The sequence below is a fragment of the Rhodococcus sp. BH4 genome, from assembly GCF_002079265.1.
Lineage (GTDB): Bacteria > Actinomycetota > Actinomycetes > Mycobacteriales > Mycobacteriaceae > Rhodococcus_F > Rhodococcus_F qingshengii.
Window position 1 is genome coordinate 1,221,944 of sequence record NZ_CP014941.1, and the last position, 20,186, is coordinate 1,242,129.

The 20,186-nt window shown below is 60.3% G+C and carries 21 protein-coding genes; 6 read left to right on the forward strand and 15 right to left on the reverse strand.

Going from position 1 to position 20,186, the window contains the following annotated elements; all coding sequences use genetic code 11:
- The first annotated feature begins 169 nt into the window (after nucleotides 1-169).
- Nucleotides 170-1,336 (forward strand): MinD/ParA family ATP-binding protein, encoded by a 1,167-nt coding sequence (locus A0W34_RS05625; RefSeq protein WP_003945525.1) that lies wholly within the window; start codon nucleotides 170-172, stop codon nucleotides 1,334-1,336.
- Between the two features lie 40 nt (nucleotides 1,337-1,376).
- Here the strand turns inward: A0W34_RS05625 and A0W34_RS05630 are convergent, their stop codons facing one another.
- From A0W34_RS05630 to A0W34_RS05640, 3 genes are all read right to left on the reverse strand, one after another.
- Nucleotides 1,377-2,411 carry a baeRF2 domain-containing protein gene (locus A0W34_RS05630; RefSeq protein ID WP_007734628.1) on the reverse strand — a complete coding sequence of 345 codons (1,035 nt, stop codon included), beginning with the start codon at nucleotides 2,409-2,411 and terminating at the stop codon, nucleotides 1,377-1,379.
- Nucleotides 2,412-2,612: 201 nt separating this feature from the next.
- A complete protein-coding gene (locus A0W34_RS05635) occupies nucleotides 2,613-3,695 on the reverse strand; it encodes a M48 family metallopeptidase (protein WP_042452503.1) in 1,083 nt (360 codons plus the stop codon).
- Nucleotides 3,696-3,772: 77 nt separating this feature from the next.
- Nucleotides 3,773-3,976, reverse strand: a complete 204-nt coding sequence (locus A0W34_RS05640; protein WP_003945456.1) for a hypothetical protein — start codon at nucleotides 3,974-3,976, stop codon at nucleotides 3,773-3,775.
- Between the two features lie 145 nt (nucleotides 3,977-4,121).
- Here A0W34_RS05640 and A0W34_RS33125 point away from each other — a divergent pair, with 145 nt between their 5' ends.
- Complete coding sequence (locus A0W34_RS33125; protein ID WP_003945912.1) at nucleotides 4,122-4,277, forward strand: DUF6131 family protein; 156 nt, start codon at nucleotides 4,122-4,124, stop codon at nucleotides 4,275-4,277.
- Here A0W34_RS33125 and A0W34_RS05650 read toward each other — a convergent pair.
- From A0W34_RS05650 to A0W34_RS05660, 3 genes are all read right to left on the reverse strand, one after another.
- On the reverse strand, nucleotides 4,271-5,449 hold the full coding sequence (locus A0W34_RS05650) for a carboxylate-amine ligase (protein WP_064074098.1): 1,179 nt from the start codon (nucleotides 5,447-5,449) through the stop codon (nucleotides 4,271-4,273). The two genes, A0W34_RS33125 and A0W34_RS05650, sit on opposite strands and share 7 nt — an antisense overlap.
- 1,165 nt (nucleotides 5,450-6,614) lie before the next feature.
- On the reverse strand, nucleotides 6,615-8,021 hold the full coding sequence (locus A0W34_RS05655; protein ID WP_081557446.1) for a serine hydrolase: 1,407 nt from the start codon (nucleotides 8,019-8,021) through the stop codon (nucleotides 6,615-6,617).
- A 184-nt stretch (nucleotides 8,022-8,205) separates the two neighbouring features.
- A complete protein-coding gene (locus A0W34_RS05660) occupies nucleotides 8,206-9,093 on the reverse strand; it encodes a class I SAM-dependent methyltransferase (RefSeq protein WP_047269285.1) in 888 nt (295 codons plus the stop codon).
- 384 nt (nucleotides 9,094-9,477) lie between these two features.
- Between A0W34_RS05660 and A0W34_RS05665 the strand changes: the two genes are divergently transcribed.
- Nucleotides 9,478-9,963 (forward strand): RNA polymerase subunit sigma, encoded by a 486-nt coding sequence (locus A0W34_RS05665; RefSeq protein WP_081557447.1) that lies wholly within the window; start codon nucleotides 9,478-9,480, stop codon nucleotides 9,961-9,963.
- A gap of 44 nt (nucleotides 9,964-10,007) precedes the next feature.
- On the opposite strand, the gene A0W34_RS05670 is transcribed toward A0W34_RS05665, so the two are convergent.
- From A0W34_RS05670 to A0W34_RS05685, 4 genes are all read right to left on the reverse strand, one after another.
- Entirely contained in the window at nucleotides 10,008-10,778 is a 771-nt protein-coding gene (locus A0W34_RS05670) for a glucose 1-dehydrogenase (RefSeq protein WP_081557448.1), read from the reverse strand.
- Complete coding sequence (locus tag A0W34_RS05675; RefSeq protein ID WP_081557449.1) at nucleotides 10,775-11,362, reverse strand: TetR/AcrR family transcriptional regulator; 588 nt, start codon at nucleotides 11,360-11,362, stop codon at nucleotides 10,775-10,777. Before A0W34_RS05675 ends, A0W34_RS05670 begins: the two co-directional genes overlap by 4 nt.
- 51 nt (nucleotides 11,363-11,413) lie before the next feature.
- Nucleotides 11,414-11,941 carry an SRPBCC family protein gene (locus tag A0W34_RS05680; protein WP_007734657.1) on the reverse strand — a complete coding sequence of 176 codons (528 nt, stop codon included), beginning with the start codon at nucleotides 11,939-11,941 and terminating at the stop codon, nucleotides 11,414-11,416.
- 114 nt (nucleotides 11,942-12,055) lie between these two features.
- Nucleotides 12,056-13,243: a zinc-dependent alcohol dehydrogenase gene (locus tag A0W34_RS05685; protein WP_081557450.1), complete on the reverse strand. Its 1,188-nt coding sequence runs from the start codon at nucleotides 13,241-13,243 to the stop codon at nucleotides 12,056-12,058.
- 181 nt (nucleotides 13,244-13,424) lie between these two features.
- On the opposite strand from A0W34_RS05685, the gene A0W34_RS33130 reads away from it, so the two are divergent.
- Complete coding sequence (locus A0W34_RS33130) at nucleotides 13,425-13,571, forward strand: hypothetical protein (RefSeq protein ID WP_003945804.1); 147 nt, start codon at nucleotides 13,425-13,427, stop codon at nucleotides 13,569-13,571.
- A 139-nt stretch (nucleotides 13,572-13,710) separates the two neighbouring features.
- Here A0W34_RS33130 and A0W34_RS05690 read toward each other — a convergent pair whose 3' ends face one another.
- Together A0W34_RS05690 and A0W34_RS05695 are read right to left on the reverse strand one after the other, a co-directional pair.
- A complete protein-coding gene (locus tag A0W34_RS05690; protein WP_075832399.1) occupies nucleotides 13,711-14,349 on the reverse strand; it encodes a PAS and ANTAR domain-containing protein in 639 nt (212 codons plus the stop codon).
- 168 nt (nucleotides 14,350-14,517) lie between these two features.
- Nucleotides 14,518-15,393 carry a haloalkane dehalogenase gene (locus tag A0W34_RS05695; protein ID WP_081557451.1) on the reverse strand — a complete coding sequence of 292 codons (876 nt, stop codon included), beginning with the start codon at nucleotides 15,391-15,393 and terminating at the stop codon, nucleotides 14,518-14,520.
- 62 nt (nucleotides 15,394-15,455) lie between these two features.
- Here A0W34_RS05695 and A0W34_RS33795 point away from each other — a divergent pair, with 62 nt between their 5' ends.
- Nucleotides 15,456-15,914: a MarR family winged helix-turn-helix transcriptional regulator gene (locus A0W34_RS33795; RefSeq protein ID WP_172827091.1), complete on the forward strand. Its 459-nt coding sequence runs from the start codon at nucleotides 15,456-15,458 to the stop codon at nucleotides 15,912-15,914.
- Nucleotides 15,915-16,039: 125 nt separating this feature from the next.
- On the opposite strand, the gene A0W34_RS05705 is transcribed toward A0W34_RS33795, so the two are convergent.
- The 3 genes from A0W34_RS05705 to A0W34_RS05715 form a co-directional block, all read right to left on the reverse strand.
- Complete coding sequence (locus A0W34_RS05705) at nucleotides 16,040-16,654, reverse strand: hypothetical protein (RefSeq protein ID WP_081557452.1); 615 nt, start codon at nucleotides 16,652-16,654, stop codon at nucleotides 16,040-16,042.
- A 49-nt stretch (nucleotides 16,655-16,703) separates the two neighbouring features.
- Nucleotides 16,704-17,492: a hypothetical protein gene (locus tag A0W34_RS05710; protein ID WP_081557453.1), complete on the reverse strand. Its 789-nt coding sequence runs from the start codon at nucleotides 17,490-17,492 to the stop codon at nucleotides 16,704-16,706.
- 72 nt (nucleotides 17,493-17,564) lie between these two features.
- Nucleotides 17,565-18,437 (reverse strand): hypothetical protein, encoded by an 873-nt coding sequence (locus tag A0W34_RS05715; RefSeq protein WP_081557454.1) that lies wholly within the window; start codon nucleotides 18,435-18,437, stop codon nucleotides 17,565-17,567.
- Between the two features lie 369 nt (nucleotides 18,438-18,806).
- On the opposite strand from A0W34_RS05715, the gene A0W34_RS05725 reads away from it, so the two are divergent.
- Complete coding sequence (locus A0W34_RS05725; protein ID WP_081557455.1) at nucleotides 18,807-20,183, forward strand: WS/DGAT/MGAT family O-acyltransferase; 1,377 nt, start codon at nucleotides 18,807-18,809, stop codon at nucleotides 20,181-20,183.
- Nucleotides 20,184-20,186 lie beyond the last annotated feature (3 nt).

Consider the following 20,186-nt stretch of genomic DNA (forward strand, 5'->3'; position numbering starts at 1 on the left):
GTTCGTATTTGCTGAGATCGGCACAAGCTTGGGGACCAAAGTCATCGAAGTGCGGGTGTAACGGTCTGTTGTGCCACGACGGTATTGAGCAGAGAACGGCAAGCCCGCCAGAGTGATAGCGTCCGAGAGGCTATGTCCGAAATGATTCCGAACTCGACCTAGGAAAACGGTGCGCAGCGATAACAACGGTTCGAATAACGGAGTCCTGGGGAACAACTCCGGAACGACTCAGGGCGACGGCCATTTCGACGCGTCCGACGACGGCTATGCAACGTCGATTCGAACCGTCACCTTCACACCACAATTCGACGAGCCTGCAGCAAAACCGTTGCCCAGTCAGCGGATGCGCCAGCAACGTCGTGAAGAGCCGACCGATTTCCGGACCTCGACGCCCAGGCCTATGACCTCCGTCGACGACCTGGACATCATCAAGCGGGCGAAGCGTCCACCCGAACGCGGTTTGGGCAGTGTGTTGTTCAAACTCACCGGGGGCCGGATCAACACCGGGCAGTCGGCTGCCGAACTCGAACACCAGGCTCTCGTGCGCCGTGCCAACCGAACGGTGCGCGGCGTGTACAAGATTGCTTTCATCTCACTCAAGGGTGGAGTGGGGAAAACCACGGCGGCCAAAACTGTCGGTTCGACGTTCGCATCGATCCGTGGGGATCGAATCGTAGCCATCGACGCCAATCCCGACCTGGGGACCCTGGCTGATCGCGAACGACGTGAACATCACCTGACCGTTCGTGATCTGTTGGCCGACGGTGACATTCGTACGTACAGCGATGTTCGCTACTACACCTCGCAAGGCGACAGCCGACTCGAAATCCTTGCGAGTGAGGCAGATCCGGAAACTTCGGAGTCGTTCAACGAGCAGGACTACCTCGATACTCTCCGAATTCTCGAGGTGCATTACAACATCGTCATCACCGACTGTGGCACCGGAATCATGCACTCGGCCATGTACGGAATTCTCGACGAAGCAGATGCTTTGGTTGTCGTCAGCCCGACAGCTCAGGATGGTGCCCGTAGTGCTGCAGCAACGCTCAGTTGGCTGACCAAGCACGGATACGCAGATCTGGTGAGCAGGTCGGTCGTGGCGATCAATTCGACGCGGCCGGGTTCGTCTTCGCTCGACCTCGATCAACTCGAGGACGTTTTCGCTCAGCGTGGAGTGCGAGCGGTCAAGACGTTGCCCTACGACGATCACCTGGGCGAAGGCGGTCCGATCGACTTGAAGTTGTTGAACAAGCGCACGGCACGGGCATATCTGGAACTCGTCGCAGCAATTGCCGATGGTTTCCCGGACTCGGTGGGCAAGCACGCTTCTCGATAGAACGTGCTCGCCACCGAATCTGATCAGCAGGCTCTGGCGTTCAAGGGTGCCGAAGTATCGCGCCGTATCCGTCGGCGAGAACGAGGCGTTCGTCGATCTGTACCAACTCGGTGCCGGTCCCGATTGCGATGTAGGGGAGTACGCGATCGGCGGGCCCGATCAACTCTCCACTGGTGACTTCCTTGTCGTCGGGATCGGTGAGCAGCAGCGTCTCGACCTTGCCCTGTTCGAGGGCGTCGAGGACGCGTGCGGTCCCGTCGATGGAGAGGCCGGAGTCCCGGCCCTGCTCTGCGACGTAGCGTTCGGTTTCCACATCCATTCTGCGCAGTCGCTGCGTGTCGATCAGTTCACGAATCGACTTGGACACCTCGGCGGGTGTCGAACCGACTGAACGCGAACCCTTTTCGACGTCCACCACCCGTAGTGTCGACGGCAAAAGCTGTGCAAAAGCTTTGCGGGATTGTACTTCTCCGATGACAACTACCAGCGCGACCTTGTGTTCACGGGCGAGCGCCGCCGCGCGCTCCACAGCCTGAGTCAGGTTCTTCCGGATATTCTCCTCCACGAGGCTTTGGCTGTCGGTGTATCGCTCCTGACCGCCCACGTGTGCCTTGTGGACCGGGAAGCCGTCTCCGTCTACCGTTTCGCCGTACACGTCACGCCCGCGAGCATCTCGCACGCACAGGTCCGCGCCAGTGTGGTCGACCTTGGCGATGAGGAACGGTTCGGTGTCGTATCCGTGTGCGATCAGTGGAATCAGGTAGGGCAGTTCGCCCAAGGTCGCGATAGTGGAGCCGGCAGGTTCGAGCAGAATATCGTCGATCAGCACTGCCTCGGAAGTGGCGACGATCGCGCGTCCGGCGCGACCTGAGATGCCGTGATGGTTGTCCTTCACCTCGTCCAGTCGTGCGATCAGCGATTCCGATGCTCCCTGTTTCGTGAGTTGATTGCGCATCGAGCGCCATTCGAGTTCGAAGCGCTCGCGCGCATCTTCCCGGTTACGGACGTCTTCGAAGTACACGGAGGCAAACGGGCCGTCACTCGAACCGACCTTCTTCAGTCGCCCAGCATGCATGTCGGCTCCCTTCTGTAGTGGTCCTATGCCGCGTACCCGACAACCGGTGATTCGACACGACCGCTTTCAGTTCGCACGTTTGTTCGACTGCTGGTACTGTCTGTGAACGTGAGGGTGGTGCAGAGGGAAGCCTGCATCACCTTCACGCCAAGAGCCCGGGACCTGCCGCCGACTGCCTTCGGTGGCAGGTCCCGATTCTGCTTACTCGGCGTCGTCAGTGCCCTTCGACCTGTCGGAACTCTTGCGCCAGTGAGTGAATCGTTCCTTGATGTCCGACGCTACATCGCCGACGCCATTCCCCACGGCGCCCACCGCACCGCCCAATCCGCTACCGATGTCGCGCACCATGCGGATCAAAGGGTCCTCCGACTCGTCGAAGTTCTGCTTGTAGGTCTTGGCTGCATTCTTGAACTCGTCGCTGATCTTCGCTCCGTCGTCATCGCCGCGACGGGGGTAGTTTCCGCGCAGAATCGCGGCGTAGTCTCCGCTGTCCACCCACTTCTTGAGCTCGGCGGCGCGAAGCACCGAGAACGGGTGAGAGAGCAGTTCGATGTTGAGGAGCTTGAGTACACCGTCGCGGAGGTCGCCGCTGGCGTCGTACTCGGCGGCCTGGGCAAGAAACGCGTCGATGTCGATTTCACTGACTCGGGATCCGCCCGCCAATTTCATCTGGACGCGAATCGCGGTGTGTACGTCCTGCCCGCACAACAGTCCGGCACGATCACCGGACAGTTCTGACTTGCGCTGCCATTCCATGAGGGCGGCGATGATCGCGCGCAATGCCCACCCGCCGACGGGCAGCCATCCGATGGTTCCGGCCAGTCGCATCAAATGCATCAGGATGGTCCGATACACAGCATGACCGGACAGCGCGTGGCCAAGTTCGTGGCCGATGATGAACCGCTGTTCCTCGTAGTTCATCACGTCCAATAGGCCGGTAGTGACCACCATGAACGGCTTGTCCATGCCGATGGTGAAGGCGTTGACCATCGGGGTCTGGAGTACGAACAGCTCGGGTGTCTCGTCGGCCTGCAGGATGTCGACGCAGTCACGGCGCAGGTCGTTCAGGTCGCTGAACTGGCGTTCGTCGACTCGCACCGACGTGGCGAGGTACATGAGGCGGTGCTGACGTTCTTGGAGCAGTCCGGACAGCGTCCGCAGGACAGTGTCGAACCCCCGAAGCGTCCGGAGCGTCACCAATGCAGCCCGATCGGCTGGGTGTTCCCACGCACGCGAGCTGATGTCCGGGAACTCGATTCGGGTGCGATCTGGTGCAGTGGTCATGGTGGCCCCTCACTTCGATGTGTGTCGACTCACCTCCAGGGTAACGACTAGTCGGTTTAGCGTGGATTTCCGGCAGCTCACTCGGTGGGCTGGGGGAGCGTGCAATCGGTGACTTTGGGGTTGACGCCGAAGTAGTTCAGCGGACCCGCGATGACCGTGAGCGCGATGGTCCCGACGCCGGCGCAGTTGGTCGGCGAACTGCTGTAGTAGCCGCGTTGGCCGGCCGCGACGGCCCCGACTATCAGCCAGATCAGAACGATCAGAGTCACAATTCTCATCATGGCGGGCTCGATTCTTCAAATATTATGGTGCCCAGCGAAATACCCGGTCAGAGTGGGTATGAAACGCTCTGCCGACGGGTATCCACGGTGTATGCGGCTCGAGGCGGGCGTATCCGCCCGAGTGAACGCACTGAAGGAGCTTGTGATGATCATCCTCGGCGTGATCCTGCTGATAATCGGTTTCGTGGTGAACATTCCGATCCTGTGGACGATTGGTGTCGTCTTGCTGGTGATCGGAATCATCCTGTACGCGCTGGGCGCGGCCGGGCACGCCATCGGTGGTCGGCGGCATTACTACTGATCCGTTGTCGGCTCGTCGTGCGTATCCGTGCCAGTCGGCGCGGTCGGTACGGTGCGCTGAACGGCACGCGCAATCAGTTCCCGAAGGCAGACCTGGCGCAGCGTTCGCTGTTGCCAGTCGCTGCCGTTGCCTGTGACTGACTTGAGCTGCAGCGCCGACTCCACGCTCGAGTACTCGCCTCCCTCGTCGAGGGAGTCACGGACATGGATCAGGAGCCGGTGCAACAGTTCCGTGGCTGAAATTCTTTGTGAGGTAATCGGATCGATCGACGCTCCCAGGACGCCTTCCTTCGCGGACACCCAGGTTGCGAGGCGGAGGCTCTCGAGGGAAATGTTCGGAGCCTCGATGCCCCGGTCTATCGCGCGTAACGCAGTTGCCACCAGAGCCCGTCCAAGGGTTGCAAGTAGCGCTGCATCCTCTGCTGTCGGCTGAACGTCGCAGACTCGGATCTCGACGGTCGGTAGGTGGCAGGAAGGTCGGATATCCCAGTAGGCCATCCGCTTGTCGAGCATCACGCCGCAATCCACCATCTTCGCAACCGCGGTGTCGAAGTCCCCGGTGGTCTCGAAGTACGGCGGCGGCCCGGCGACTGGCCACCGGGACCATTGGATCGCCCGCCAACTCGCGAAGTCGGTGTCGACTCCTTGGTGGACACGGGAATTGGCGCTCAGTGCCAACAAGGCGGGCAACCAGATGCGCACGTGATTGCAGACCTGCACGGCCTGTACTTGATCAGCGACGCCCACATGTATGTGGCAACCGCAGATGCTTTGTTCGGCAGCGAGGGCGCCGAAGCGTTCGCCCATCCGGCGGTAACGAGGCGAGTCGCTGATCTCGAAACGCGAAGGCCCCGAAAGAGGTGCGCCGACGGCCAACAGCCTGCAGCCGTTCAACTCGGCAGCTTTTGCCGCGAGCCGACGCATGTCGGTCAAGTGGGTTCGGAGTTCGTCGATGCCATGGCACACGGGAGAGTTGGTCTCGACTTGGCAGCGGGACAACTCGAGCTGAAGATCCAAACCCAGTGTCGACGCGGTTTCCGCAACCGCAGCATTGTCGGTGGACGGCAACCAGGAGGTCGGGTCGACGAGGATGAATTCTTCTTCGACGCCGACGGTCGGGGTCGTCGATTCGTGGCGGCCAGCGGTGGATTCGGTCGAGCAGGTGGCGCCCATGCTCGCGTCTACCCGGTCGGTCGAAGGCGGAAACCGACCCGAGGAAGCCCCGTTCTCGTCGGGAGAACGGGGCCTGTGGTCGGCCTTGCCAACATCTCGGAAGCGTCAACGAGTCCTTGCACACCGTATGAATCTGGGGACTGGCGTGCCTGGGAAAACGTACTGTGTCGGACTCGGTAAAACGAGACCCCAAGGCATGTCTCACCCCCTATTTCACCCTCGTGTGGACTTGTCCGCACACCCTTCGCCGAGTCGCGGATCATGACCTGGCGGCCTGCGGTGGTGCAGTCTCGGTTTTATCCGTGGGGCCGCCGTTATCGAGCAGATTCCGAGAATGCGAACCCATCTAAACTAACGTCCAGCATTCGGATGTGGCGTTCTGGCGGAGTGTGTGGGTTCGGTGAGTCAACAGATATTTGATCAGTTAATCGCGTGCACAGCATCCGGAGAAGTTGTGGAACTTTCGAACTGGTATTGCGTTTCACCAGCGCAAATCTTCAGTGGTCATGGGTAAAAGTCAGAAGATGGGAGAAAGTGCCTGGGATTGTGTTGCTACCGGTTCGTTATCGCAGACGAATGTCCACTATGTGCGTGGATGACGACTCTTGAAGGCGGGCAAAACTGCGTGTCAGCTGTGTCGGAGCTTCCTCTGTCTTTGTGTTCTTGGATTGAGAGTTTCACCAGGAATATCTTTCGTGATCGACGCGCCGGGAAATTTTTCTCAAGATTTACCCACTTGCGAATTGGGGAAATACGCGGGTTGCGGAAGACCGAAATATTGCGGGTGGGAGCTGTTATTTCCGGTGATTTGCCCATATCTTGCTGAGTGACGTATTTGCAACCGAAGTGTCGCGCGGTCGAGAAATAATGCTTTTCATGCTTTACATTGGAAATTGCAAGATGCACGTTTCATCCTCAGTGTTAAACGAAAGGACGAACGCAATGGGTAGCTTGGAAGATTTCGACATCGCGGCACTTCTTCAGAAGGTCATCGCATTCTTCGACGGATTCTCGTCGGACGAGACCGAGACCCCCACGGGCTAAGACTTAGCGAAGCCGCTGTGCATCCGGATGACACTGGATGTGCAGCGGCTTCTCTGTATCCGGCGCCTTCATCGGCGAAGGCAATGAATCGGCGTGCGTGGTTTCGGCCCGCCACTGGGCACTAACTGGTTGCATCCGTCTGGATCAAGAGCATCGCGTCGTCGACCGGATCGAAGTACAGAGCCGGGTCGGCAACCAGTGCAGCGTCGTCACCATGAGTTTGCATGGTGACAACCCAGGCACGATCGTCGTGTTCCACGTAATAGGCACCCGCGAGGACCCCGATGGAACTGCCGCCCTTGAATCCGCCGTAAGTGAACCATTTCGCGGACTCGTCACTGAGCGCCGGATCCTCGGCGAGAATGTCTCGAACCGGTGCGCCGCTCTCGGTCTTCGCCTTCTCTTGCAACGTGACCAACGCGGCACGCAGGTCGGCGGGCGAGGCGAACCAATCGATGTCGAAAGGCCATGCGGGGGTGGTGAATGCTGACGCCGGGATGTCCACCAGGCCGCCAGGTAGTGCCGCGAGTATCGCTCGACGCTCGTCCGGAGTTCCGTCGCGCCAAGCGATACGTTGTGCGCCTTGGTCACCCCAGCCGAGTTGGAACAGTGCGCGGGTCGGCTTGAGCGGGATGTTGAGCGAAGGATTTGCCATGCCCATCGGGGCGAATTCGGCTTCTACCTGCTCGCGCCCGACAGCAGCGATCAGCATGTCGGTGGCGGTGTTGTCGCTGATCGAGATCATCTTGCCGGCGGTATCTCGGACCGTGACTCCAGTTCCCGATGGCAGGTCCTGCATGGTCCCGCCGGGCATCGATTTGAGGTCGTCGGTGATGGTGAGCTTCTGATCCCAGGAGAGTGTCCCGTTCTGGACGGCCGTCGCGACCGCGCCGAGAACGTACAGCTTGATCGTTGACCCTGTGGGCTGTGGTGAGGTGTCGCCGACACTGAAGACTTCGGCGTTCTTTCCTTCGGTGACCTCGGTGACGGTCAGATTGGTCGGCGCGGGAAGCGCTTTGACGGCTGCCTCGAGTTCTTGCCAAGATGCGGCCGGCACATGAACGTCCTTGGTCGGTGTGATCGCCATTCCGAGGATCAGCCCGTTGCCGTCGACGACGACGTTGACGTCGAACGCACCGCCGGTGGTGCTGGTGATGGAAACTGTGCCGTCGGAGTCGCCTCCCTTGTACTTCACTGTTGTCCAAGGCTGTCCGGCTCGGATGGAGTCGAAGTCCGGAGGTGTCAGGACTACGGGTGCAACGGGCCCGAAGTGTTCGGCGATTTCTTCCTGGGTCAACGGCGTGCTCGTGTTGAACGCACTGAGAAGCCAGGTGATCTGCTTGCCGACGGAGCTGTCAGGGATCGTGACCGTAGCGGGTGCCGCGGTCGGGGAGGTCTTTGTGCTGTTTTCAGAGGTTTGTGCGGAATCAGTCCCGGAAGTACATGCGGCGAGGGCGAATACCGCTGCGGAGGCAAGTGCTACCAGCGCGAGCGGGCGGCCTTTCCTGCGTGTGTGTTCGAGATTCATGGACTTATTTCATCAGCATCTTCTTCGGCGCGCGTCCGTCTAAGGTGTAGACATACTCAGCCTGAGGTACTGAATCGCTTCATCCTGGAGTACCGTCAACCACTTGTAGTGGTGACACGCGCCTTGCCGCTGGACAAATGGGAGAAAGGCTGCACTCGAAGAACTTTCGTGATGACTGCGAGAGCTAGTTCTTGGTCGCGGCCAAAAAGGACGGTTGCGTTGACAGCGCTGCGATTTCTTCGGGGAGTTCGGGGATCCGACGATCGTACAGTTCTGCCAACTCGACCGAGCTGAAGCGTCGGACAGTCCAATTGTGTTCAGCCAACCACTGGCCCGGATCGGATCGCTTGTCGCTGTAGAACAGTTGCGAAATGTCCAGGTCTCCGAACGGGTCCTTGGCGAAGTACTTGGATCTGATGGCCGCAAGCTTGCTCGGGTCGGTTCCGGCCGGAAAGTCGTTCACCGCCAAGCGACTACCGGTGGCCGAGAGTTCGTCGATCCGCTCGAACAGGGCGTCGTGGGCCGGGCCGGGGAGATAGGCGAGCAGGCCTTCCGCCGACCAGGCTGTGGGTTCGTTCGGGTCGAAACCAGCCTCCTCGAGTGCGGCCGGCCAGTCGTTTCGCAGATCAGTAGGCACAGTGCGTCTATCGGTCTTCGGCTGGGCGTCGTGCGCAGCGAGCACTTCGGCTTTGAACTCCAGCACCTTTGGCTGATCCACTTCGAATACCGTCGATCCTGAGCTCCAATCCAGCCGGTACGCACGCGAATCCAACCCTGCTGCAACGATTACCGCCTGCCTTACTCCGGATTCGGTTGACGACGAGAAGAATTCGTCGAAGAACCTGGTTCGCAACCCCATGAAACCGCCGAAGGGGGTGTCCTCGAGGAGTGTGGGATCTTTCAGAAGAGCTGTGAAATGCGGCTCGGCTGCAGCTTCTACGAACCACGATGCGAACTTGTCTTCGATGATCGCGTCCGGACGGGTGCTCTCCAGTGCTCGGAACGTTGCCACTGCCAGCGCGGTAAGTCCGACGCTACTGACGATGTCCCACGTATCTCCATCGCTCCGCATTGTCTGGGTGTCCTTCCGCTCTTGACGACTGAGCCGAACTCTCTCGACCCTACGCCCGTGTGACCCCTCGTCGCCTGGAACGGAACGGTCGGACTTGGAGCAGCAAATACACGCTGACCGGATCGAAAAATTCTGCAGTGCAAGGCGTTCGGTTTGAATCAGCATCCTGCCAGGAATTTGCCAGGTCAGTGCCAGTGAGCGGCAAGGATGCAGGACTTCACTGGGGTGTGCCTCAGGGCTGAGAGAGAGCCTCGAGAATCCTTCGGGCAGGGGATTGATCGTGGCATGACCATCCGCCGGAACCACTTCGTGGGACCGTTCGGTTCCAGTTGATCTCTCGGACCGCACAACGAATGTCCCGTCGAGAAAGAGAGATGTGAGCCCATGTTGCAGGAAGGCTCGCTGGATGTATTGGCCGCCGCGGCGCGGAGCGGTAGCCGTGAGTCCATGGCCAGTTTGTATGCGGCGTTTCGTCCGATGGTTGTGCTGCGGTGCCGCGCCGAGCTTGATCAGGCCGTTTCCGATTCCGCCGCGGATGCCGCGTGCGTCGCCGTTCTCACGGCAGTGTGCGACGGATCGGAGACGTATCAGCCTTTTCTACGCGTGCTGTACGCGAGTACAAGCATCGCGATTGCTCGGGCGGCATCCGACGGGTTCAGCGGTGGATCGCTCCCGCCTCCGACAACGCTCCCGGTTGTCGAACGCGATGTCTTGGTGTTGCGGCTGATCGTCGGGCTCGATACAAAGGCGACCGCAACGTCGCTTGCCCGTACGACAGACGAGGTGTCGCTCGACCTGCATCGGGCGCTGCAGCGACTGCGAAAGTTGTCTTCTCCGAATGTAATCAGGGAGAGCTTGGTATTCACCTGAGGGCGTTCGGAATGCGCAGATTCGGGCGGGAACGGATCCCTGCCTTACTGGCCGGCGATGTATTCGATCGACGGGCCGGCAGTCCACCCGCCGTCGACGGCGATCTCGGAACCCGTTGTGTACGAGGCATCGTCGGAAAGCAGGTAGGTGACCGCGCCGACCAACTCCTCCGGGCGACCGACACGGCGATACGGATTGTTGGGGAATGCGCCCTCTTCGAGGCTGATACCCGTCGGTGCAGTCATGGGCGTCAGGACCATGCCGGGGTGAACCGAGTTGACCCGGATCTTGTCGCGGCCGAGTTCGACGGCGGCGATCTTGCTCAGCCCACGCACGCCCCACTTGGCTGCGCCGTAACCGCTGGTCAGGGCCATGCCCATCAGGCCGGCGGCCGAGGAGATGTTCACGATGGATCCGCCGCCGGCTGCCTTCATGAACGGCACCACCGTGTGGATACCGGTGTGCACGGACACCAGGTTGATCTGGATGATGCGCTGGAACGTCTCGAGTGGTTCCTCGGCGACTGTTTGGCCGGACGCCGAGATTCCGGCGTTGTTGACCAAACCGCTGATCGCGCCGAACTCGGATACCGCGTACTCGGCGGCGGACTTCCAAGACGCTGGATCGGTGACGTCGAGGTGAACGTAACGCGCTGCGTCGCCGAGAGATTCGGCCACTGCTCGACCGTCGTCGTCGAGTAGGTCGCCGATGACGACGCGGCCGTTGCCCGCGACGATGCCGCGGGCAAACGCCTCACCCAGGCCGCGTGCGCCGCCGGTGACGAGAACGATTTTTCCGGAGAGATCCTGAGTCATGATTGTTCCTTACCTGTTGGTGTTGCGAGATATGGCTTCGAGAACGCCCGGAGCGCGCGGGTGATGGCCTCGGGTGCGGGCGTCCGGAGGTCTGCCATCTCACGCAGTGCGGCCACTACCGCAAGTGTTGCCTGGCCCGAAGCCGCTGTGGTGTCGAGCGAGGTTTCCGGACGATCGATCAGGCGTGCGACTTCTGGGCGAATCAGTTCCATCGTCTCGAAAGTTGCTGATTCCCAAACTCTCCGGAGTGCCGCATCACCGAAGATGATGGGCATCAGTGACCGGGTCATCGGCTCGAAGGACTCGCCGACCGATGCGATAAAGGCATTCCTCACAGCCGCTGCGAGCCCGAATTCGCGGGCTTGCGCGCTGAGTGCCGTGGCCAGACTGCGGTTTCCCTCGTCGAGCATCGGCCAGATGCTCTCCTCTTTGGTGGCGAAGCAACGGTAGAACGTTCGCTCGGAGATTTCTGCCCGATCGGCGAGCTCCGCGATGGTCGTCGAAGTGTCGCCGCGTTCGACGAAAGCGGCAGCACAACTCTGCGAGACGCGGAGAAGTAGTGCAGTGCGGCGGGCTGTTGCCATATCCGCACTGTACCAAAAGTGGCAGAAACTGCCACAAATGGTGTCGGCCGGTCAGCCGACGTTACCTTCGATTCCGGAAACCTCCTGCTCAACTGCGTTCTTGAGGTTCAGGAGCGTCTTGCGGATGTTGCCGCGCTGAAAGTCGGCGAAGGTTTTTCCTCCGGTGGCAATTTTGTCGAACATGTCGGCGGCGAAGTCCGGCCAGCCGCGCCTGTCGTCGGTCCACGTTTCGGTAACTCGGGTTCCGTCGGGCACCGGCGAGAATCGGTACTGCCAGGTTGCGATAGAGGCGGGGATCCGGGGAGTACCGAGGCCGATCTTGTGAACACGGAATTCGAAGAGCTTCCCGGCCTCGGCAGCGGTGACTGTGCATCGCGTGGTCCACTGCGCGCGCCCACGCTTGTTGTGCCCGTCGAACTCCATGCCCAGGAAAGCGCTTTCGCGGTCTCCCCGCAAGGTTGCGCCTATGTTTTCGGGACTCCAGGCACCCATACGAGTGGGATCGCTGATGACCTCGTAGAGGGAAAGCGCGTCGGAGCTGACGACGATGCTGTCGGAGACGGTAAGTTCGCGAGCCATTTCGGTTTCAGGTTCTTTCTGTCGAGCGTGTGTGAGGTGTGAGTATGACGATCGGTGGTTTCGCGAACAAGATGCGGACGTGGCGGATGAACCGTCGAACTGATCGGCGTTGAACTACAGGTGCGGTTTCAGTTGGATCTTGACCGCGCCTTCCTGCTTCTTCTGGAAGATCTCGTAGGCGTGTGGCGCCTGATCGAGCGGCAGCTGATGGGTGGAAAAGGTGTCGACGCCGAGTGGGTCGTCGTCAGTGAGCAGGGGCATGATGTCCTCTACCCACTTCTTGACGTTCGCCTGGCCCATCCTGAGCTGAATCTGCTTGTCGAACATGGTCATCAGCGGCAGCGGATCAACCATTCCGCCGTAGACACCGATCAAAGAAATGGTTCCGCCGCGCCGAACGATGTCGATGGCCGAATAGACAGCGCCAAGGCGATCGATTCCTGCGTTACGCATCGCAGGCGCGGCAAGAGCATCGGGAAGGAGTCCGACGAACTGCTGCGCGAGCTTTCCGATCGGAGACCCGTGCGCTTCCATACCGACAGCGTCGATCACCGAATCGGTTCCGCGGCCGTTTGTCGTGTCTCTGATGGCATCGCCGATCTTGCTGCCGTAGTCGTCCAGGTTGAGGGTCTCGATACCGCGTTCGGCAAGGCGCGCAAGGCGTTCGGGTACACGGTCCACACCGATTACTCGAAACCCCTTGTGGTGGGCGATACGAGCCGCCATGTCACCGATCGGTCCGAGGCCGAGGATTGTCACGGACCCACCCGGCGGAATGTCGGCGTATTCGACCGACTGCCAAGCGGTGGGGAGCACGTCGGAGAGGTAGACGAATCGCGAATCCGCGGGACCTTCGGGAACTTTGATGTGTGTGAAATGTGCTTGCGGTACTCGGAGGTACTCAGCCTGCCCGCCGGGCACCGAGCCGTAGAGCTCGGAGAAGCCGAACAATGCTGCGCCCGTTCCCTGATCGCGGACCTGCGTCGTCTCGCACTGTGTGTAGAGGCTCGAATCGCACATGAAACAGTTGCCACACGAGATCTGGAACGGAATCACGACGCGGTCACCTATCTCGAGACTCGTGACTTCCGAACCGACTTCTTCGACGATGCCCATCGGTTCATGGCCGAGAATGTCGCCGGCATTCATGAACGCACCCAGAGTCTCGTACAGGTGCAGATCGGATCCGCAGATATTCGTCGTGGTGACCTTGATGATTGCGTCGGTGGGTTCGACGATCTTCGGGTCCGGAACCGTATCGACGCTTACTTTCCGTTTGCCTTGCCAAGTCACTGCGCGCACTGGGATCGACCTCTCATCGTGGAAATGCTGTTCGCAGTCACCTGCCCGAAAGCACTGAAATGCAAACAAAATCGGTGAGGGTTGCGAGAAGTCCTGAGCGCGTTAGATTGAGATGGAGCTGGGTCCCGGTCTCTTTGCACCGGCTCCAGGACCGAGACGACGAGATGATGAGGACGATCGCATGACCGACAAAGACGACAACGACCAGTCGCCCAAGGGCGGGCACCCAGGACCCGTGGACAAGGGCGGCGACGGGGGAATGGCAACGCGAGAACAGGCGCCTGAACTGGTCGAGGAGACCTCCGACGAGAAGTCTGACGACGAGTAGTTTCCTTTTACTCCGCGTTGGGTAACAACGGGGATAGGCCGCATCGGACCGTCCCGGAATCAATGCGGGCGAGGTTCCTCGAGGTTGAGCAGCCAGCCACGGGAACCGCCTTAAGCAGATCCCTCAACCCTGTTGTCATTCAACCCTGTAACAGCACGTGATCGAATCGGGTCCGCAGTAGTGTCGGGACCCGGAAGTCGTCAAGCGTTCGAATTATCAACTGTTCGGCAACATCCCGGAGTTTCACGTTGGTCTCTTGAGAACGCCACACGAGGATGTCGAAGGCGCGATCGGCCGAAATGCCGTAGATCACCATGAGCATGCCTTTGGCTTGCTCGATTACTCCGCGAGAAGCGGTGATTTCGTTGACCAGCACGTCGACAGACGCTTTCACCGTACTGTCGAGGGTTTCGGTGACGTCGATGTAGAAGCCTGAGCTGCCGACCACGGCACCCGACTCGTCCACGACGCTGTCGCCGACGACGATTACCGAGTGAGTGTCCCCTGCTGTGTCGATGATGCGGTGGCGGCTGCTGAAGGGTCCGCCTGAAGTGCGGATGGCGTGCAGTGTCTGAGCAACGTGTCTTCGGTCGTCGGGATGCTTGTGCGAGAGCATCAATTCTGTCGTCGGAGCTACTTGGTCGGGTTCGTATCCGTGAATCCGTGCAACTTCGTCCGACCACTCCCACCGGTCGCCGTTGCGGTGATAGAGAAAGCCGCCCACCCGGTGTGGAGCCCCCGATCCTGACGTTCGCCCCAACCCGTCCTCGTTCACCACACACGCCCCCTCGTTCTCGACCTCGTCCCAACCGGCGTACTCGCCAGTTAGTTATATCGGACAAATCCGGCGGAGGTGGTGTCGGTCCCATATTTCGGAGCATTGTCTGGATCGCTACCGCATGGGTCGGGGAAACCGGCGCTCAGAGTACTTGGCGACAGTCCCACGTCACTCGCGGTTGAAACAGTGTTGCCGCTGTGTCCATTCGGTGATCGCCGCCGCGATGGCCGCAGGCTGATCCTCGGGGGCGAGATGTCCTGCGGGACCGCACTGTTTCACCTCGAGATTTGCGATATTCGATCGGCTCCACGTGACTTCGTCAGGTCCGATCATGAGAAGTTCTGCGGGGCCGCTGAAGGTGAGAAGAAGTTTGGGTACGTCGGTGCTTTCTGCGAGCCAATCGCTGTACGCCGCCACACGTGCATTCACGTCACCGGGAGTTCCTTCGATGGGGAAGGATCGTGGCCACTCGAGAAGGGGTCGGCGACTCTCTCGTGACGGATAAGGGGAGCGATAGGCCTCGGCATCGGTTTCGGTCATTTCACCGAGAACCGTTCTGTGAAGCGCTATTTCGAGAAAGAAGTTCTCGTCGAGTACCTTCGTCTCTCCTGTGTCGGAGTCCCTCAGAGCTTCCACCCGTGCCCGTGCCTCTCCCGGGAAGTGTTCGTCCCAGGTCATCGGACGAAGGATCGTTTCGAAGAAGGCCACACCTCGGACGCGATCGGGGTGGCGGGCAGCCCAGTCCAGTGCAAGTGCCCCGCCCCAGTCGTGTCCGACGAGTACGACGTCGTCGAGTTCCATCTGGTCGAACCAGGCGTCGAGGTAGCGGGCGGTGTCGAGGAAGCCGTAGTTGATTGGCGGTTTGCCTGACCGCCCCATTCCGATGAGGTCAGGGGCAAGTGCACGGCCCAGATTTCCTATCTGCGGCAGGATGTTTCGCCACAAGTGCGAGGATGTGGGGTTTCCGTGGATGAGTACGAAGGGTGGTCCTTCACCGCGCGAGCGGTAGGCCATGGTCGAGTCGAGCACGGGAATTGTGGGCATTGCGACTCCTCAAATAGTTTCCATATACTCTAATTGAGATAGTAGCCATGTATTCTATTTGTATGCAAGATCGAGAAACATGGACGACAGGGTCGCTGGTGTGGCACCTTGGCTTGCGCTGGCGGGCGGGGGTTGACCGAGCGATCGCGCACCTGGGGTTGACTCACGCCCAGTATTCAGTGCTCGCGTCTCTGCATGGTCTGGTGAGTGCGGGGGAGAGGCCGAGTCAGCGAGAACTCTCAGCGCACACAGGATTGCAGCGAATCTACATATCCAAGCTCGTGCGAGCGTTGGAGAAGAGCGGGTTTGTTGTCAGTGAACGCGATAGTCGCGATGCGCGAGCCGTTCGCCTCGATCTCAGTGACGAGGGCAAACGAGTCATAGAGCTCGCTAAAGACATTGTCCGCCAATTGGATGCAAAGAATACGGAAGTGCTGACGAAAACCGGAGGGCGGGAACTCGCCGAGCTCCACCGCGCCCTTGACGCGTTACTCGACGCCACCGAAGCAGGAGATGGATAATGCGCCGGTCCGCTTCGTGGCGCAACCGAAGGCGATCGTGTGCGGACCCGGTCCACAGGACGTTCGTTGGGGGAGCGACGGAAGCGTCGATCCCCCAACGAGCCCTATTGTCTAGCTGTCGATCGTCACGGTGTCACGTTGATCGGTGTGGCCGATGCGAACTGCAGTGTGCCCGACATTGTTGCCGTCCCAGTGGCTGCGGCGGGGCAGACGGGTCCGGTGCCGGTGCGTGTGTAGTTCACGGTGCCGGTGTTGCTTGCCACGACGCGCTGGTTGGGAATATCGAATGGCAGCGGTCCGACAGTGCTGGCCCCGACGGTGACTGTGCACGTGGATCCGGGCATCGTCACGACTGCGCCTCCTGCAGGAATGACCAGGGATCCCTGAGCCGATCCGGTGTCTGCCGAGACGTTCAATAGCCACGAGCCGGAGGTGGTGACCACAACGGGTAGGCCGTTAGCCTTGCACCCCGTCAGGCTGGGGGTACCGATATTGACGTTGACTCCGCCGGTGCCGGTGTTGGAATTACCCGGCCCGGATGGGATGGTCCCGGAGCCCGTCGTACTGGAGCAGGTAAGTGTGATCGTTCCTGTCTTGATACTGAGATTGCTGCTCGAAGCAGTCACGGTTTGACCCGCTGGAGTGACGACGGTCGAAGCCAGAGCGGTGCCGGCTGCGACTGCAATCGCGGCTGCGGCGGCAGCTGTGACGATGGTGGTGCGGCGAACTGCATGGGTCATCGATATCTCCTTGTTGTCGGTGATACTTCGTGAGTCGCCGGTGCTTGCTCTACTGCGTCCGCAGGCTGTCGGCGCCGATGTTGAACACATCGCTTGTGGTGGTCAACGAGTTGTGACCACTCGAAGACGGAACGTTGGCGCGAAGATTGACTGCCCAATTCAATGCGCCGAACAGTCCACATCCAGATGCGCCCGGTACCGCGAACGTCTGGTCGGCGTGCGTCACGTTTCTGACGGCGGCGGTATCCGGAAATCCTGGAACTTCCTCCAGGACACCATTCTCGGACACTCCGAGTTTGAACATGATCGGGTTGCTCGCAGAACCCAGATAGCAGTTGCCGCCCAGCAAGGGGTTGGAGATCTTCAATCTTGCCGGAAGTGTGACACCGAGTTGGAATGCGTCGACTGTTGGCAACGCGACCGGTTCGACTGTTGCCTTGATGGTGGTCAAGCCGCCGGGGAACGGTATACCGAGCCCGAAGATTCCTCCTGGTACCTCGATGGGGCTGGAATAGACGCCTTTGGTGCCGTCAGTGGGAGGAATGAAGATCTGGTCGAACCCGAATTCTGCGTCGGGGTTCTCGCGATAGGCGACACCGCCGGCGATATTCAACGAGCCGGAAGGAATCGGTACTTTGAGCCCGTTGATGTTCATTTCGCCGCCTTTGACGACGACGTCGACACAGGTGCTTGTCTCCGGATTGGCTATCGGGCATTTTCCCCAGCCCCCGAACGGCGCATTGGGCAGCGGGGCCGCCGTCGCGGTTGACACCGCCCCGAGAGCGAGGACTCCCGCTGCGACGACGGCGAGCGCGGCTCTGAATCGTATTGTGCGCATGGACAAGTGAGCTCCGTTCGAAGTGAGAAATCTTTCGGTGCTGACGGCTTCGGCTGGGAGTGAGTTGGATTGCTAGTTGGCACTACGTTCGGCAACGACGGCAGCGGGTTCGGGTGAGCCTGCCGGCTGGGGCCTGAGGCTGTCGGCACCGATGTTGTAGACGTCACTCGTCGTGGCGAGGGAGTTGGACGTGGTGGACGAGGGAAGCCCGGCGCGCCAGTTGACGATTGGATTCAGAACGCCGAACGGGCCACACCCGGAAGCTGTCGGGACCGCGAAAGGCTGCCCAGTGTGCCCGGTGTTCCGAACAACGCCAGTATCCGGGAAACCTGGAACCTCTTCGAGGACACCGTATTCGGTCACATCCAAGTTGAGTTGGACGGGGTTGTTGTCCGAGCCCAGGTAGCATTTGCCGCCGAGGAGAGGGTTCGCGATCTTCAATTTGACGGGTAGCTTCACACCAAGCTGAAATGCGTCCACAGTGGGGAGTGCAGACGTCGACTCTACGGTGGCCGAAGCCTTGTTCAGTCCGAAGAGATTGTTGAATGGCAGGTCGATTCCGAGTGCGCCCCCGGGGATGTCGATGGGTTTGGCGTAGATCCCCCGACTGTTGTCGTTGGGTGGGATGAATACTTGGTCGAATCCGAATTCAGCCTCTGGATTCTCCCGGTATGCAACTCCGCCTGCGATGCGCATCGCCCCGGCGGGAATGTTGACGGAAAGCTTGCCGATCTTCATGTTTCCGCCGGTGACCGTGACGTCCATACAGGTGCTGGTCTCGGGATTGTCGATCGGACATGAATCCCAACCGCCGAAGGGGATCTCCGCTGCCGGGGCGGCACCGGCAATACCTGCCGACAAGCTTCCCACCGCAGCGGCGGTGGCGAACACAGTTGCGGTGGCGAGCGCGCCGAAAAGCCCACGCGACGTCGAACGTCGGGACATGTATTTCTCCTTTGGGTACAACCGACCAGTCGGGATTGTGATGATGGGTGACGGTAGTCACGTGTGACTTGGATGTACAGACAATTTGAAACAATTCCGACAAAAGTATTACTGCGATCGCCTCCGCTACTACTTGTGGCTGTGAGGATTGAAATTTGTTGCAGTGCTCTGTGTCTCGTCATTCACCCACGAATCGCTGTGAGGTGCTTCGACCCGAAAAGGCGTTCGTCGACGGGAATATCGGACTCCTGTCGAAATCGAGGGGGCAATGTTTTGTCGGAGTCGCCAATGAGGGAAGTCAGGGCGAGTAACTTTGTCGAACAGCGGCTGATCGGTACTCCGGGCAGCTGCCCGAGAGAACGGATCGCCATGACGCTGATGCTGCCGCTCGACTCGATGTTCCTACTGATGGAGTCACGGGAGCATCCCATGCACGTCGGTGGCCTGTCGCTTTTCGTTCCGCCGGAAGGGGACGACGGCGAATTCGCAAGATCGCTCTACCGTTCGCTCACCGACGTCGACTCGATTCGCCCACTCTTTCGCCGCAAGCCGGTGCAGTTCTTGTCGAACTTCGCGCCGGTGCGTTGGACGGAGGACGAGGACGTCGATCTCGAATATCACGTCCGGTTGCTCGCGCTGCCCAAGCCGGGGCGAGTCCGCGAGTTGCTCGAGCTGACCTCCATGCTCCACGGCACGCTGCTCGATCGGCATCGGCCGCTGTGGGAGGCGTACGTGATCGAAGGTCTCGCCGACGGCCGAGTTGCCGTGTACATGAAGACGCACCACGCGCTCATGGATGGTGTGTCTGCTGTTCAGGCGTGGTACCGCAGCCTCTCGTCGGACCCGCTCGATCGAGAATCGATGCCTCCGTGGGCGCAGCGACCTTCTTCGGGGCGGGTTCGTGCCGGTCGCGGGCTGGACCTGCAGAGGCGGGTGGGCTCCGTGATCGAGACTGTGCAAGATGTGGTCGGGGTCGGCCCTGCGATAGTGAGCGCCGCTGCCTCGGCAGTGAAGGACCACGTCGCACCGTTGCCGTTTGCTGCCCCGAAATCTATCTTCAACGTCCCGATCACCGGAGCGAGGCGTGTCGCCGCGCAGTCGTGGCCGATCGAGCGCCTGCGCAAGGTCAGCTGCGTTGCAGACGTGACGCTCAACGATGCGGTGTTGGCAATGTGCGCGGGTGCGCTACGGCGATACCTGATCGAACTGGACGAGTTGCCGGACAAACCGTTGATCGCGATGGTGCCGGTATCCCTTCGCAAAGGTGAAGAGGGTGAGGCTTCCGGCAATGCCGTAGGTGCGGTGTTGTGTGATCTGGCAACCGAATTGGCAGATCCGGCGGCCCGACTTCAGAGAGTTCACGACTCGATGAGTAGCGCCAAGTCCCTGATGTCGGGCCTGACGCCCCTGCAGATCACGGCGCTCAGTGCATTGAACGTCGCGGGTCTCGGGCTGCCGCTGATCCCTGGTTCATCCCGACTGATCACTGGGCGTCCAGTCTTCAATCTAGTGATTTCCAACGTCCCCGGCCCGACAACGACGCGCTATTGGAATGGCGCGAAACTCGAGAGCTGTTACCCGGCATCGATTCCGTTGGACGGGCAGGCGATGAACATCACCGTCATCGGCTACGCGGACACCATGCAGTTCGGGCTCGTCGGCTGCCGCCGCAATGTTCCGCACTTGCAGCGGCTCCTCGGCCATCTCGAGGAATCCTTGAGTGAGCTCGAAGCCGCCGCAGGTTGAATG

What these genes read in the sequence shown, in the direction of transcription:
- A0W34_RS05640 (WP_003945456.1), bottom strand. Translation starts at nt 3,976, where the DNA reads ATGATGAGAATTGTGACTCTGATCGTTCTGATCTGGCTGATAGTCGGG.
- A0W34_RS33125 (WP_003945912.1), top strand. Translation starts at nt 4,122, where the DNA reads ATGATCATCCTCGGCGTGATCCTGCTGATAATCGGTTTCGTGGTGAAC.
- A0W34_RS05660 (WP_047269285.1), bottom strand. Translation starts at nt 9,093, where the DNA reads ATGCGGAGCGATGGAGATACGTGGGACATCGTCAGTAGCGTCGGACTT.
- A0W34_RS05680 (WP_007734657.1), bottom strand. Translation starts at nt 11,941, where the DNA reads ATGGCTCGCGAACTTACCGTCTCCGACAGCATCGTCGTCAGCTCCGAC.
- A0W34_RS05670 (WP_081557448.1), bottom strand. Translation starts at nt 10,778, where the DNA reads ATGACTCAGGATCTCTCCGGAAAAATCGTTCTCGTCACCGGCGGCGCA.
- A0W34_RS33795 (WP_172827091.1), top strand. Translation starts at nt 15,456, where the DNA reads ATGCAAGATCGAGAAACATGGACGACAGGGTCGCTGGTGTGGCACCTT.
- A0W34_RS05630 (WP_007734628.1), bottom strand. Translation starts at nt 2,411, where the DNA reads ATGCATGCTGGGCGACTGAAGAAGGTCGGTTCGAGTGACGGCCCGTTT.
- A0W34_RS05650 (WP_064074098.1), bottom strand. Translation starts at nt 5,449, where the DNA reads ATGGGCGCCACCTGCTCGACCGAATCCACCGCTGGCCGCCACGAATCG.
- A0W34_RS33130 (WP_003945804.1), top strand. Translation starts at nt 13,425, where the DNA reads ATGACCGACAAAGACGACAACGACCAGTCGCCCAAGGGCGGGCACCCA.
- A0W34_RS05710 (WP_081557453.1), bottom strand. Translation starts at nt 17,492, where the DNA reads ATGCGCACAATACGATTCAGAGCCGCGCTCGCCGTCGTCGCAGCGGGA.
- A0W34_RS05675 (WP_081557449.1), bottom strand. Translation starts at nt 11,362, where the DNA reads ATGGCAACAGCCCGCCGCACTGCACTACTTCTCCGCGTCTCGCAGAGT.
- A0W34_RS05665 (WP_081557447.1), top strand. Translation starts at nt 9,478, where the DNA reads ATGTTGCAGGAAGGCTCGCTGGATGTATTGGCCGCCGCGGCGCGGAGC.
- A0W34_RS05635 (WP_042452503.1), bottom strand. Translation starts at nt 3,695, where the DNA reads ATGACCACTGCACCAGATCGCACCCGAATCGAGTTCCCGGACATCAGC.
- A0W34_RS05715 (WP_081557454.1), bottom strand. Translation starts at nt 18,437, where the DNA reads ATGTCCCGACGTTCGACGTCGCGTGGGCTTTTCGGCGCGCTCGCCACC.
- A0W34_RS05695 (WP_081557451.1), bottom strand. Translation starts at nt 15,393, where the DNA reads ATGCCCACAATTCCCGTGCTCGACTCGACCATGGCCTACCGCTCGCGC.
- A0W34_RS05725 (WP_081557455.1), top strand. Translation starts at nt 18,807, where the DNA reads ATGACGCTGATGCTGCCGCTCGACTCGATGTTCCTACTGATGGAGTCA.
- A0W34_RS05655 (WP_081557446.1), bottom strand. Translation starts at nt 8,021, where the DNA reads ATGAATCTCGAACACACACGCAGGAAAGGCCGCCCGCTCGCGCTGGTA.
- A0W34_RS05705 (WP_081557452.1), bottom strand. Translation starts at nt 16,654, where the DNA reads ATGACCCATGCAGTTCGCCGCACCACCATCGTCACAGCTGCCGCCGCA.